The following is a 13,881-nucleotide window of genomic DNA, read 5'->3' on the forward strand; positions in this document are numbered from 1 at the left end:
GGGGATCCATGCCGTATTTCGGTCTCATTGTGCTGGTGATCTGGGTGGCCGCGCTGGTCGACGTCGTCGTCGCCGACGACTGGCGCGTACGGCATCTTCCGAAGGTCGGCTGGCTGATCATCGTCGTCCTGATCCCGTTGGCGGGCTCGCTGGTGTGGTTCCTGGTGGGCCGTCCCGAGGGGGCTCGGGCCACGCCCGTACAGCGCACCACGGGGTTCCCGGAGTATGAGCGGCCGCGGCCGGCCCAGCCGAGCAACCCCGATGACGACGAGGAGTTCCTCCGCCGGATCCGCGAACGCGCAGAGGCACAGCGGCGCCAGGCACGCGAGATGGAAGCCGACAAGCGCGCCGACGAGTCGGACGAGTGACTGATCTCTAGCAGCATCGGGGCCGGTTCGGACATGCGTCGCGGGCCGCGATCCATTCGGCGTCGTCCACACGCGGGCCAGGACTCCGCCGTCACGGACGGCCATCGTCGAAGCGACCGCGCATCGTGGGATAACGCGGGTGATTCGTCGGTGGGTCGATCTACCATTTAAGCTGGACGTATGTCGAAAGTGCTGAGCTCTCTGCCCATTGGGGAGCGCGTTGGAATCGCGTTCTCGGGTGGCCTGGATACGTCCGTCGCCGTTGCCTGGATGCGTGAGAAGGGCGCGATTCCCTGCACGTACACCGCTGACCTCGGTCAGGCCGACGAGCCCGACATCGCGTCGGTCCCGGGCCGCGCCGGACAGTACGGCGCCGAGATCTCCCGCCTGGTCGACTGCCGCAGTGCACTCGTCGAGGAGGGGCTGGTGGCACTGCAGTGCGGCGCCTTCCACATCCGCAGCTCGGGCAAGACCTACTTCAACACCACGCCGCTCGGCCGCGTCGTCACCGGCATGCTGCTGGTCCGCGCCATGAAGGAGGACGGCGTCGACATCTGGGGCGACGGCTCCACCTACAAGGGCAACGACATCGAGCGGTTCTACCGCTACGGCCTGATGGCCAACCCGCAGCTGCGCATCTACAAGCCGTGGCTGGACACCCAGTTCGTCGAGGAGCTCGGCGGCCGCCACGAGATGAGCCAGTGGCTCGTCGAGCGCGACCTGCCCTACCGCGATTCGCAGGAGAAGGCCTACTCGACCGACGCCAACATCTGGGGCGCCACCCACGAGGCGAAGACCCTCGAGCACCTCGACCACGGCCTGGACGTCGTGGAGCCGATCATGGGTGTCGCCGCCTGGCGCGACGACGTCGAGGTCGCCACCGAAGACGTCAGCATCCGCTTCGAGCAGGGCCGCCCGGTCGCGATCAACGGGGAGGTCTTCGACGACGCCGTCGCCCTGGTTCTGAAGGCCAACGAGATCGGCGGCCGCCACGGACTCGGTGTCTCGGACCAGATCGAGAACCGGATCATCGAGGCCAAGTCGCGCGGCATCTACGAGGCGCCGGGCATGGCGCTGCTGCACATCGGCTACGAGCGCCTGGTGAACGCGATCCACAACGAGGACACCGTCGCCAACTACCACAACGAGGGCCGTCGCCTCGGTCGCCTCATGTACGAGGGCCGCTGGATGGACTCGCAGGCGCTCATGCTGCGCGAGTCGCTGGTCCGCTGGGTCGGCTCGGCCATCACCGGCGAGGTGACCGTTCGGCTCCGTCGCGGCGACGACTACCACTTCCTCAACACCGAGGGACCGGGTCTGTCGTACCACCCCGACAAGCTCTCGATGGAGCGCGTCGGCGACGCCGCATTCGGCCCGTCCGACCGTATCGGCCAGCTGACCATGCGCAACCTCGACATCGCCGACTCGCGTGCTCGCCTCGAGCAGTACGCGCAGCTCGGTGTGGTCGGCGGCGCCACCGCCGACCTCGTCGGCGAGCTGTCGGCCGGCGGCGCGCAGGCGATCGCGGGCGGCCAGCCCGAAGACGCCGCCTCCGAGTCGCTCGACCGCGCGGCGATCGATTCGGGCGTCGACTAGGGTCGCCCGCACCGTCCTGAACCCGCCAGGGCTGCCTGGCGGGTTCACTCGCGTGGAGGTGGAGGCGTGCTCCGGCCTGCGAGCCCCACGCACTCTCGTTGTACGACGACCCGTGTGGCAGCGCAGCGATCCCGCGCACGCGAATGGAATTGTCGGGGTCTGTTGTTAGTGTGTGGTCAAAGGTCGAAAACGGCTATGACCAGCACTTACAAGGGGATGAATCCGATGACCGAACCCACCCCCGACGGCCCGGCACTCCCGGACTCACCTGCCGAACTGATTGCTCTCGGTGAGGCTGTCGCAGCCAAGCTGAACGAGGTGTCGTTCGCCTCGCTCGCCGGCGATGACCTCCTCGCCGCGGCGGAGGCCGACGAACGCATTCGGTCACGCCGGGAAGCGGCCACCACCTCGCTGATGATCGAGATCAACGACCAATACGCCTTCCACACCCGCGGCTTCCAGAACATACAGAAGTACATGACCACCGGCCTCCGGTTGGGTGCCCCTGAGGCCAACACCCGCATGAAACTCATGTTCGCCACCGGCGAGTTCCTCGGGATCGGCGGCCAACGACTTCCCGCCCGTTTGGAGGCTACCGCCCACGCCCTGCGCGAGGACGGCATCAACCGGGCACACGTCCGCACTATCGCCGACGTGATCGACAAGATCCCGGCCGCAATCGACGCCGACACCGTCACCGCCGCCGAAGAACACCTCGCGGCGGCGGCGCGGGACCTCACCCCCGCCGGAGTCCGCTCGGTCGGCGAGCGGCTCCTGGGTCACCTCGACCCCGACGGGGAACTCACCGACGACCGCGACCGCAAGCGCACGCGCGGGTTCACCGTGGCCCCGCAAGATGCCCGGTTGATGTCCAAGCTCCGCGGATCACTCACCCCGGCGGTCCGGGCCAAACTCGACGTCGTCCTGACCGCGTGGGCCGCGCCCGGGATGAACAATCCCGACGATGAAACACCGGTGTTCGGGGCCGTCGACCGGGACGGTCTGGACCCGCAGGTTCTCGCCGCCGCCGTCGAGCGCGATACGCGCAGCACCGCGCAACGCAACCATGATGCGCTGGCTGCGATGCTCGACTTCGTGTTGGGACATGGTGGGCTCGGTCGGCCGGATCGGATACCGGCCGAGCTTGTTGTGACTGTCACCGATCAGGAGTTGGCGGCTGAGGCCGGTGTCGCGCATACGGCGACCGGGGCGCGGGTTCCGGTGAAGGATCTGGTCGAGGTCGCCGCCCACGCCACCCCGCATCTGGCCGTGTTCAAAGCGCACACCAGTGAAATCCTCTACCTCGGACGGGGTAAACGGTTGGCGTCGAAGGCGCAGCGGCTGGCGTTGTTCGCCCGCGATCGCGGGTGCAGCGGCCCCGAATGTGATGTTCCGTTCTCCCGGACCGAAGCCCACCACGTCACGAGGTGGGAAGACGGCGGGACGACCGACATCATCAATCTCGGTGCGGCGTGCGGCAAACACAATCGGGCCGAGGGCAAGGGACCCGGGAAATGGGAGACCCGGCTCCTGACCGACGGCCCGGATACCGGGCGCGTCGGATGGCGACCGTCCGGATCGACCCGCCCATGGCAGGTCAACCCGCTCCACCATGTGGGGCAGGAACCGGAATTCCTGCCCCATGGCCCGCCCCGCGGCCGAGGTTCGGCTGTCGAAGCGCTCCTGGCGACGCTTCTCGACGCCGCCTGACCCGGCCCTCGGATCCCGAGAGCCGGGCACACGTCGTCGCTGTCCGGCGCGGACGAGCGGACGGCGTCGCTCAGACGTGGACGCCGTAATCGCGGGCGATGCCCGCCAGTCCGGACGCGTAGCCCTGGCCGATGGCGCGGAACTTCCATTCCGCACCGCGCCGATACACCTCGCCGAAGAGCATCGCCGTCTCACCGGACGCGTCCTCGCTCAGGTCGTATCGAGCCACCTCGGCGCCGTCGGCCCGGTTGACGACGCGGATGAACGCATTGCTGACCTGACCGAACGACTGACCACGCGCGTCGGCCTCGTGGATCGACACCGGGAACACGATCGACTGCACGTTCGGGTCGAGCGCGGCGAGGTCGATGTTGATCGACTCGTCGTCGCCGTCTCCCTCACCGGTCAGGTTGTCGCCCGTGTGCTCGACGGACCCGTCGGGTGAGCGGAGGTTGTTGTAGAAGACGAAATGCTGATCCGAGAGGACCTTGCCGTTCGCTCCCAGCAGCAGTGCGCTGCCGTCCAGATCGAAGTCTGCGCCGGTGGTGGTCCGCTCGTCCCAGCCGAGGCCGATGGTGACGGAGGTCAGACCGGGGGCCTCCTTCGAGAGGGATACGTTTCCGCCTTTGGCCAGGCTGACGCTCATAATGGGTGCCTTTCTGTTCTGCGCGGTTGCGTCGGCCCGCCGAACATCGTCGACGGCCGACCTTCATTTCTACTCAATCACGACAGAACCGGACCGATACGCCGTACGGACGACGTCACTGCCGGGTCTGGTCGATGCTCTTGGGGGACGATACGGCTCGCCGCTTGGCGCGTCGACGGCCGAGGAGATAGAAGTCGACGGCGACGCCGAGCACGATGCCGATGATCACGCCGACGAGCGTGGCGCCGCGGAATCCGGGGCCGAACATGTCGAGTTGGAGTCGACCGGCGCGGGAGCCCTGCCCGGTTCCGACCACGATCGCCAGCGTCAACAGGTTCGGGATCAGCAGGAGAAGTCCGACGACGCCCATCACCCACGATGCGATGCGCTTGGGGCCCTTGTTGATCCAGAGGACGGCCAGCAGCCACAACAGCAGCGGTATCGCCGAGCCGATGATGCCGTAGAACAACCCCCACAGCGTGCCCGAGGTGAAACTGCGATCGATCCGGTTGCCCATCCGGGTTCCCCACCAGTCCGGCAGCAGCCGCTGGAGGATGAAGTAGCCGATGACGATGATCACCACGGTGCCGACGCCGAGGATCCACTTGGCCTTCGTCGAGAGGCCGGGCAGCGACCAGCGGGACTTTCCCTCCGGCTCGATGTCGGAGGGTTCCGGTGCGGCGTCGGGCAGTTCGCTGGTCATGAGTCAACTGTGGCACATGCGGGGCGGTTTCGGCAGAGATGCGAGGCGTGGCGAGCGCGGTCCCAGACGGCTCCACCCGAACGCACCGACCGTCGAACCTTGTGCGATGCCGCCCGGACCGGGCTCGTGGTGGAGACGAAGCACGCATGAGCGCGGAATCAGGTGATCTCCAAGACGTCGGCGTGACCGTTTCGGCGGCACCAGCTGTACAGATACCGGGCGTGGAGGCCGCACCAGCGGTACACCGATCCCTGAGTCAACGCCAGTGCCGGATCGTGTTCGCCTCGTGCGGTCATGATCGGCCCGAGATAGTGGCTGGTCACCTTGTTTCCGGTGCTCGGTGCGACTTGCGCGGCGGCGGCCAGACTCGCGTTGTCGCTGGCCCGGCCTGCGGCGATCGCTCCGGCCAGACGGCCGGCGGTGTTGCCGCGCCGCCCGGCGAAGAGAGTGAACAACGGATCGACGGCCGGGGAGTTGCTCATCTGCGGAAGTCGATTGCCGTGGGCCACCGATCGGATCGAATCCATGAACGGATGAAGACCCGACGACTTGGGGAACACTCCCCACACCTCGTCGCGCAGCATGGCCTCCTCGAGGTGGTCCTGTTCCATGCTGTGGCCCTGGGTCGCCAGGATGACCGGTGCCAGACGGTCCGCGTCGCGGAGCAGATCGATGGCATCCAGACCGTCGAAACTCCACTCTGTCTGCGGCTGATTCCAGATGAGATCGGCGGACACCACGTCGTACCGGACCTGTCCGGCCACGGCGCGGACGAACTCGGATCGAGTGGTGACGACGGTGACCGTCACATCGGGGAAACTCGCCTCCAGCGGGGTCGCGATGATGCGTCCGAGTGGAGACGCGATGAGAATGCGAAGACCGGTAGACACGAGTCAGATCTTACAAATCGTTCAGGAATCATGCGCGATCACACTCGATGTACGTCCTCGTCGCGGGGATCTGTGCTCGGTCTGCCGACCGAAAGGGGGATTGTCATCCTGTATCGCGTCTTTCCGGCAGACAGGATCTTCGTATGGGTTGCGGCATCCGTGCCGAATCGAGACGGCCGAATCGAGATGAGGGAAAGACAGATGACGGTCATCAATGACGATGCGCGAGTTGCAGGCGTACCCGCTCGCGGATGCCGGGGTCTGCCGACTGCTCCGGAATCAGTTCCGCGCGTTCGTGTCTGGAACAGACAGGCGCCCGCGATGACGGGGCGTCTCGACCATTCCGTCGGTGTGCTCTCGTCGAGTTCCTTCGAGGCCGACATGACGGTCGGATGGGTTCTATCGCTCGGCTACGTGGCTCGGCGGGTCACCGTGAACGACCTGCGATCGGGTGCGCCACGGCCGAAGATCCTCATCGTCGACGGTCCGTCGATATCGGCCGACCTGCCACCGACGGTGACGCACGGGGTGCGGGTGATCGTCGTCGGTGAATCGGGCACGGTGACCGTCGCGGGCGGGGCGACCGTGGTCCGCGACGATACGGACACGGCGGGCGTGGTGCAGCACTGGATCGCCAGGGTGCTCGGCGACGGCGGCGAACGGGTGCAGATGACCCGACGTGAACAGGAGGTCCTGGCGACCTATGTGCTCGGTGCGACCGTCAGGGAGACCGCCGATCTGCACTACATCGCCGAGTGCACCGTCCGTACCCACTACCGGCGCGTATCCCGACGCTACGAGGAGATCGGTCGGCCGATCGCGAACAAGGCACAACTGCTGCTGGCGATGGTCGCGGACGGATGGCTGCGGTTGGACGGATCCCTCGGGCCGTCGGCCCAGGTCTGAGGGCGGACTGGCGTCCTCACCCCAAGTACGGCGTCACGAACGGAATCGCCTTGTTCGCCGTCTTCCCGTTGAAGCCCTCGCCGATCGCCTTCATCTTCCAGTCGCCGGACTCCCGATGCACGACGGCCATCGTGACGCCCGTGAACGGCATGCCGCCCGCGAGCGTGTAGCGCGCGAGTTCGGCATTCGTCGTCTGATCGATCAGACGGCAGTACGCGTTCTGCACCTCGGCGAACGTCTGGCCGCGGTAAGAGGTGACGACGAAGACCAGGTTGTCCACATGCGGCGGGATCGCGGCGAGGTTCACCGAGATCACCTCGTCGTCGCCGTCGCCCTCACCGGTCAGGTTGTCGCCGGAGTGGATGATCGAGCGGTCCTTCGACTTCAGATGACCGAAGTACACGGTCTCGACGCACTTGCCCTGCGAGAACATCAGCACCGAGGCGTCCAGGTCGATGGAGCCACTACCCCCACCTCCGCCGAAGAAGCCGCGCTTGCCCTGTCGCTGCACCGGATCCCACCCCAGACCCATCCAGATCTGAGTGAGGGCGACGCCACCCTCCTTGCGGAGCGACACCTTCTGTCCCTTGACCAGGGAGACGGGTCGATCCTTGGACAGGCTGATCTCGGGTGCGGCGGGCGGTTGCTGCATCGGCTGCTGCGGTGCCTGACCGTACGCGGGTGACGGCTGACCGTAGCCCGGCTGTGACGGCGCATAGCCGGGCTGCGACGGCGGCGTGTACGCAGGTACGGGCGGCGCGTAGGTCGGCGCCGCCGGAGCCACGGGCGGTGCGGGCGGGGCCGGGGGCGTGGGAGAAGCGACCGGTGCCGGTGCGGCGGGCTCGTCGTCGACGACGACGCCGTGATCGCGCACCAGATCGGCGAAGCCGCCCGCGTATCCCTGACCGACGGCGCGGATCTTCCACTGGCCGTTGCGCTGGTAGACCTCGGCGGCGATCACGACGGACTCACTGCTCAGCCCGTCGACGACGTACTCGAACAGAGGGGTGCCCGCCGTGTCGCCGACGCGGGCGATCGGCGGGGCGGAGCGGCCGAAACTGCTCGACGCGTCGTCGAGAGTGATCACCGCGCGGATCGCGGTGATGTCGGCGGGGATCTGAGCCGTCGAGATGTGCAGACGGCCGTCCTGCAGCCGAACGCCCGGCCCGGTCGGTTGGTTGAAGAACACGAAATCGGCGTCGCTGCGGACCTTGCCCGCATCGGTCACCAGGAGCGCGGAGAGGTCTGCGGGCGCGGCGACCTCGACGGCGACCACCACATCGGAGACGGGCAGCGGGGCGTTCTGTCCTTTGGCCAGTGATGACATCGTTTCCTCTACTTCTCGGCGAGCGCCGGATCGGGGACGGGGGAGTGTTTCGAAGATCGGGTGTTGTCGGACAGGCGGCCGGCGAACCAGCCGAGGATCTCCTCGCCGGCCGCGATTCCGGCGTGTGCGGTGACGGCGAGACCCGGTGTGGTCCAACCGGCCTCGTCGAGTTCGCCGTGACACGGCCGGATCGCGTGGTCGGCGTAGACGAGCAGATCGGCGTCGAGACGACCGTCACCGGCGGCCAGGATCGGAGCGTCGGCGTCGAGGGCCCCGTCGTCGATCAGACGTCGTCGGACCTGAGCGATCGCCGCCGATTTGGTGACCCCGACCGGCATCGCATAGATCTTGCGACCCTGCTGCGAGACGCTCCACCCGCGCGGGGCGCACCACGCCTGCCAGTCGGTGACGAAATCGGCGGGCTGCCTGTCGCCGTCGACCACGAGATAAGCGAACAGGTCGTCGGCGATCCGCATCGAGGACACCCACGAATCGTCGATCCTGCCGAGGAGGTCGGCGTGCAACTGCTCCAGCGGCGCCGACTCGGCGGCCAGGCGTCGTTCGAGAGCACGGCGCCAGGCGACGTCGTCCTCGCCGTGATGCAGGATGCGGCCGCCGTTGCTGACCACCGCGTACTCGAACGGCGAACCGGGCAGATCGATCCGCTCGAACTGCTCCCGCGTGCGCGTGGTGACCGGGACGACCGGGGTGCGCGCGGCGAGCGCGGTGAGGGCGTCGACGGCGGCCGGGGTCATGAAACTCAGTGGGGCGTCGCGATAGATCTCGACGCAGACGGGTCGCGACCCGGGTTCTCCCGAGTGGAGGCCAAGGGCTCGACCGGCGGGGGAGGCAGCCGCAGACGAGTAGATCATCGTGCGGTCGAGATCGGTCGCGATCAGGGCTCTCACGCGGTCTCCTTGATCAGCCCGACACAGGAGTACGCGAGGTCGGGCACCACGTCCACCGGCACGCCGCGCTCGGCGGCCAACATGCGGATGTGCTGATGCTCGGGCAGGTCCGCCTCGCGCACCAGGATCCGCCACGGAACACGGCGAAGCAGGACGCGCGTGGTCTCGCCGATCCCGGGTTTGACGAAGTTGATCGAGGACAGGCCGTATCGCTCCTGCATGGCCTCGACCGACGCCCACCCGCTCCACTCCGGAGTACGGTCGGCTTCGCGCAGGCGGACCGCTTCGGCGACGGCGGCCTCGTGCACCGCGTCGAACTCGGCGGCCACCGCGTCGAGGAACCGGTTCGACACGTCGAACGGGGCGAGATCGGCGTAGAACTTGGCGCCGTGGAAGTCGCCGGGACCGATCAACTCGTCGTTCAGCACGGTTCGCGAGACCAACCCGGACACCGTCGAGTTCAGACACGCCGACGCGATCAGGAAGTCGTCGCGAGTCCCGTACAGGCGCGTGCACGAGCCCGGATCGGCCAGGACCGCGAGCTCGTCGTTCAGGCGCGCGCCGCCGGCGGCGGCGTACTCGTCGAGTGCGGCGGTCAGCTCGCGCGCGATGGCGCCCTTACCGGTCCACCCGTCCACGAACACCACCGAGTCCGGGTCGTGACGTGCGGTGATGTAGTCGAGGGCGACGGCGTCGATCCCGCGGCCGCGGACGATCGAGACGCTGTAGTGAGCGGGTGCCGAGCGTCGTGTGTGCCGGATCCACCGGCCGATCAACACCCCGATCGGGGTGCCTGCGCGCGCGAGCGAGACCAGTGTCGGTGCGACGGAGCGTTCGACGAGGATCAGTTCGGCCACGGTGCCGACCGCCAGCGCGAGGCGTCGTGCCGACTCCGCGAGCGAGTCGTCGAACAGCTCCAGGTACTCGGCGCCCGGCTGGAACTCGACCGGCAGGGACTCCGCGTAATGGGCCAGACCCGATTGGATACGCCGTTCCCGCTCGGCGACGTCGCCCTCGAGCGAATACCCGGACAGATCCTTGAGCACCCAGGCGACCTCGTCGGCGGCGTACGAGCCGAAGTCCGGTCCGCGTAGCGGGGCGCCCGTCGGCGCCACGCGGGTCGACGCGGTCGAGCGGGCCGCGGCGAGCCGTACCGGATCACTCGACGGGACGGTCAGCACCACCACGCGATGCCCGCCGTGGGCGAGGACGTCGAGCAGACCGCCGTCGGCGCGGAGCGCATCGGTGTCGGCGGGATCGTCGATCACCAGGAGGACCGTCGTCGCCAGATCGGATCCGGGTGGGGCGACGTTGTAGACGAAACGGCCCGCCGCGTCGACGCCCTCCGGTGCGGGAAAGGAGAAGCCGCGGCGCAGCGGGTAGCCGTCGGTGTCGCGAACGTACGCGGGCGACCGGGACGTGGTCTGGAAACGGGCGTCGACACCCTGGTCGGCGAGGCGCTCGGCGATGCACAGCGGCAGGTACATGAGTTCCTCGTGACCGACGACGGTCACCGCCTCTCCCTCCGTGAACGCACCACGCAGTCCCGCCGCGAGATCGTCGACGGCGCGGTGGAACGGCGCGGTGTCCGCGGCGAGGAAGCCGTGTCGGCCACCGTCGGGTACGGACGACGGCCACGCCGCCGTGCGGAACTCGACGTGGCCCCGGTGATCCGCCTTCGGGTTCAGATCGGGTGCGGCGAGGTCGCAGACCTGTTCGGTGAGACCGTCCGGCAGGTCGATCCGACCCTGAGCGAGGGCGACGAAGTCGATCGCGACGCCGATCCGCTGCGCGGCCGCCACGCATTCGGCGTGATGCTCGGGAGCTCGCATGTCGACGAGGGACGCGACCAGATAGTGCGCGTGCGGGTTCAGCGCGTGCAGCGCCTCGATCGCCTCGACGGCGGTGCGACCGGTGCTGATCTCGTCGTCGACGAGGACCACCGGAACCGCGGGGGCGGTGTCGAGGAAGCCGGCGTCGGTCGGCTGCAACAGGTGCGTCGTCGCATGCGAATGCCCCTCCTCGAACGAGCCGTGGACCGTGGCGGCGGGTACGGCGCGGCGCGTGGAGTGCAGGTAGCGGGCGGCGCCGATCCGTTCGGCCACGCAGTGTCCGAGACCGGTCGCGGTCTCGGCGAACCCCAGTACCGTCGCCGCGGCGGCGGTCTCGCCGAGCACCGCGACGACCGCGTCGCCGAGGGCGTCCGCCGCGCCGCGGACCTGCGACGGCGGGGTCGGCAGATGCTTGCCCAACACCGTCGACACCAGCAGGTGTGCACGCTTCGGGTTGCGGCGCAGACCGATGTGGACCAGGTCGTGCACGCCGTCGCCGGACACGTGCGCACCGAACTCGTCGGTCACCCACGAGGGGCGGGGGTCACTGGTCACGGGAGCTCCATTCGGTCAGGAGGTCGACGAAGTTCACATCGGGGCGCGTGACCCCGAAGACGTGCGCGCGGTCCATCACGTCGAGCGCCCAGGCGCGGTGCGGCTTCAGCTCGTTCATCTTGTTGCCGTACGACGACGCCTGCGCGCCCCCGCCGTCGCGGTCGAGGATGTCCAGGGCGTCGGAGTACTCCTCGTCGCTCACCGGCGACAGGGCGAGCACGGCGCCCACATGCGTCGGGTGGATGACGGTCTTGCCGGTGATGCCATTGGCGCGGTCGAGGGCGATCTCGCGGAGCAGACCGTCCAGGTCGCGGCTGACCAGCTGCCGCCGGAAGTAGACGGCGTCGTGCTCGCGGAACGGGGTGTGGCGGAGGGTGGGCGCGAACATCCGCTCGTGGCCCGCGAAGTACTCCCACACCGGACCGGTGATGGCGAATCCGGTGCCGTCGCGCCTGCCCAGCATGTTGACGATCGCGGCGATCATGTCGGCTGCCACCCGGACGTCGTAGATGGTGACGTCGCGGTCGCGCCGGATGCCGAACAGCCCGCACACATCGGTGGCGCCGATCCGCACCGCCAGAACACGGTCGCGATAGCGGTTCAGCACGTCCCGGACGGCGATCAACTCGGCGTCGCGGGTCTCGCGGTGCACGATCGCGGGCGTCTCCAGCACCGGCATCACATACAGCGGGCGGTCTCCTCGGGCGGCGACGGCGTCGACGGCCGCGAGTGCGGCGGCGCCCGTGGCGGCCTCGAACTTGGGGACGACGAAACCGGTGAGTCCGTGGTCGGCGGGCAGTGCGGCGGCGATCGTCTCGATGTGGGCGACGGTCCGCACCCGGACGAACAGGAGGACGCCTGCCCGGCCGTCGCCCGCGAACTCGGCGAGCGTGTCGACGGTCCGCGCCACAGCGAGCTCTTCGTCGTCGTCGGCGACGGCGTCCTCCAGATCGATGACCATCGACGTGACCCCCTCGGCGGCACGGCGACGGACGGCCGCTGCGAGATCGGGGCGGGTGGCGGGCACGTACAGGGTGGCGCCCAGGGCGACGGCCAGACGGCGGATCGGTCCGTCGAACCGCACCTGCCGCGGTCGGTGGAGGAAGAGACGGTCGAGCTGTGCTTCGGTCATCTGGCCGAACGCGGTGATGCCGTCGGTCGCGGCGATCGAATCGGTCACGGTCGGCTCCTCGGGTCTGGTCGTCATCGGGCGACCTGTTCACGCATCCGGCCGATGACCTCGGTGATCCGGGTGTCGACGGCGCGCAGTTGGGTGAGGTAGCTCCAGTAGTCGGGGTGGATCCGTTCCAGGGTGGTCGCGGCGCGGTCGATGCGCTGACCCTGCGCGTCGAGGACCGACCCCCATTCGCGCTCGAGGCCGTGCCCGAGCGCGAAGTTCTGGGCGTCTCGAACTCGGAAGCGGACCTTGGCGGCCGCCTCTCCGGGATCGCGACGCACCTCCCGCAGGTCGGTGAGTCTGTCGAAGACGCGGTCGAGTGCGGCATCGGCATGTGTCAGGCGGGTGCGCGCGATCTCCGCTGCGTCCAGGGCCTCGTCGGGCGCCGAGCCCGCGAGCGTCGTCGCCCGGTCGAGTCGCTCGCCCGCGGCGGACAGGTCGGCACGGACCTCCTCGGGTGTGGACACGAGGTCGGCGGAGCACTCACCGCTGAAGTCCCGCAGCAGCTGGGACATCACACCGGGCACCGCCTCGAGCCGCGTGGTGACGGCGTCGGCGCGAGTACGCAGCGAACGGATGGTGCGGTCGGCGACGGCGGCCAGTCCCGGAGCCTGCCCGAGGCGCTGCTCCAGGTCGTCGGCCGCGGCGATCAGCTCATCGCCGGTCTGCTGCTGTTCGACGATGCCCGACGCCGCCTCGAATGCCGCCGTCGCTCGCGTCAGACGGTCGGCGGCGGCGCGGACCGAGCCGAGTCGGATGTGCTCGGGTGCGGCCCGGTCGAATGCCGCGAGCGCGCGGGTGGCCGCCACCCGGCCGTCCCGTTGTGCACGGGTGGCCGCGGCCATCGCCTCATGCCCGTCGTAGAGGGCCTTCTGATGGGTGGAGGAGAACCGGTTCATCGCCGCCGCGACGTCGTTGAACGAGCGCACGCAGGCGTCGACGGCCTGCGGTGTGGCGGCCGGAGAGCCGTCCGCCGTCAGGGTCAAGTACGTGGAGATGACCCCGTCGTACTGATCGCGGAGCGCGTCGAAGTCCTGCTGCGGAATCCGACCGGGTGCGACGGCCCGCGACGCACGGACCGCGGGAGCGATCTCGCCCATCCGGGACTCGGTCGCGAAGAACGCGTCGGTCAGCGCGGCGAACTGCGCGGCGGTGGCGCGGATCGTCTGCTGCCGCCTGCCGAACAGGCCTCGACGCGAATTGCTGGACACGTATGAATGCTATCGATTCACGAGCGCGACGCCGGGTCGGTCGCCGGTCGAT

12 protein-coding genes are annotated in these 13,881 nt (G+C 68.7%); 4 read left to right on the plus strand and 8 right to left on the minus strand.

What is annotated here, in order from left to right; translation table 11 throughout:
- Positions 1-8: 8 nt before the first annotated feature.
- The 3 genes from BKA16_RS03665 to BKA16_RS03675 all read left to right on the plus strand — a co-directional run bounded on the left by BKA16_RS03665 (position 9) and on the right by BKA16_RS03675 (position 3,674).
- Entirely contained in the window at positions 9-368 is a 360-nt protein-coding gene (locus BKA16_RS03665) for a PLD nuclease N-terminal domain-containing protein (RefSeq protein ID WP_183369399.1), read from the plus strand.
- Positions 369-548: 180 nt separating this feature from the next.
- Complete coding sequence (gene argG, locus BKA16_RS03670; RefSeq protein WP_183369400.1) at positions 549-1,964, plus strand: argininosuccinate synthase; 1,416 nt, start codon at positions 549-551, stop codon at positions 1,962-1,964.
- A gap of 195 nt (positions 1,965-2,159) precedes the next feature.
- Positions 2,160-3,674: an HNH endonuclease signature motif containing protein gene (locus BKA16_RS03675; RefSeq protein WP_246371636.1), complete on the plus strand. Its 1,515-nt coding sequence runs from the start codon at positions 2,160-2,162 to the stop codon at positions 3,672-3,674.
- A gap of 70 nt (positions 3,675-3,744) precedes the next feature.
- Here BKA16_RS03675 and BKA16_RS03680 read toward each other — a convergent pair whose 3' ends face one another.
- From BKA16_RS03680 to BKA16_RS03690, 3 genes are all read right to left on the minus strand, one after another.
- A complete protein-coding gene (locus tag BKA16_RS03680; RefSeq protein WP_183369401.1) occupies positions 3,745-4,320 on the minus strand; it encodes a TerD family protein in 576 nt (191 codons plus the stop codon).
- Between the two features lie 115 nt (positions 4,321-4,435).
- Positions 4,436-5,023, minus strand: coding sequence for a permease (locus BKA16_RS03685; RefSeq protein ID WP_183369402.1), 588 nt, complete (start codon positions 5,021-5,023; stop codon positions 4,436-4,438).
- Positions 5,024-5,181: 158 nt separating this feature from the next.
- Positions 5,182-5,913 carry an MSMEG_1198 family transcriptional regulator gene (locus BKA16_RS03690; RefSeq protein WP_183369403.1) on the minus strand — a complete coding sequence of 244 codons (732 nt, stop codon included), beginning with the start codon at positions 5,911-5,913 and terminating at the stop codon, positions 5,182-5,184.
- Between the two features lie 321 nt (positions 5,914-6,234).
- Between BKA16_RS03690 and BKA16_RS03695 the strand changes: the two genes are divergently transcribed.
- Entirely contained in the window at positions 6,235-6,819 is a 585-nt protein-coding gene (locus BKA16_RS03695) for a LuxR C-terminal-related transcriptional regulator (RefSeq protein WP_183369404.1), read from the plus strand.
- 16 nt (positions 6,820-6,835) lie between these two features.
- Here the strand turns inward: BKA16_RS03695 and BKA16_RS03700 are convergent, their stop codons facing one another.
- Genes BKA16_RS03700 through BKA16_RS03720 form a run of 5 tightly spaced genes read right to left on the minus strand, consistent with a single transcriptional unit; the run spans position 6,836 to position 13,829 of the window.
- Complete coding sequence (locus BKA16_RS03700) at positions 6,836-8,146, minus strand: TerD family protein (protein ID WP_183369405.1); 1,311 nt, start codon at positions 8,144-8,146, stop codon at positions 6,836-6,838.
- A gap of 8 nt (positions 8,147-8,154) precedes the next feature.
- The gene (locus BKA16_RS03705) at positions 8,155-9,054 is read right to left on the minus strand and encodes an HAD family hydrolase (protein ID WP_183369406.1); all 900 of its coding nucleotides are present in this window, start codon (positions 9,052-9,054) and stop codon (positions 8,155-8,157) included.
- Complete coding sequence (locus tag BKA16_RS03710; protein ID WP_183369407.1) at positions 9,051-11,441, minus strand: phosphoribosyltransferase; 2,391 nt, start codon at positions 11,439-11,441, stop codon at positions 9,051-9,053. The genes BKA16_RS03705 and BKA16_RS03710 overlap by 4 nt, the downstream gene beginning before the upstream one ends.
- Complete coding sequence (locus tag BKA16_RS03715) at positions 11,431-12,648, minus strand: HpcH/HpaI aldolase/citrate lyase family protein (RefSeq protein ID WP_382426320.1); 1,218 nt, start codon at positions 12,646-12,648, stop codon at positions 11,431-11,433. Before BKA16_RS03715 ends, BKA16_RS03710 begins: the two co-directional genes overlap by 11 nt.
- Entirely contained in the window at positions 12,645-13,829 is a 1,185-nt protein-coding gene (locus BKA16_RS03720) for a hypothetical protein (RefSeq protein WP_183369408.1), read from the minus strand. The genes BKA16_RS03715 and BKA16_RS03720 overlap by 4 nt, the downstream gene beginning before the upstream one ends.
- Positions 13,830-13,881: the final 52 nt, after the last annotated feature.

The organism is Gordonia humi (genome assembly GCF_014197435.1).
Lineage (GTDB): Bacteria > Actinomycetota > Actinomycetes > Mycobacteriales > Mycobacteriaceae > Gordonia > Gordonia humi.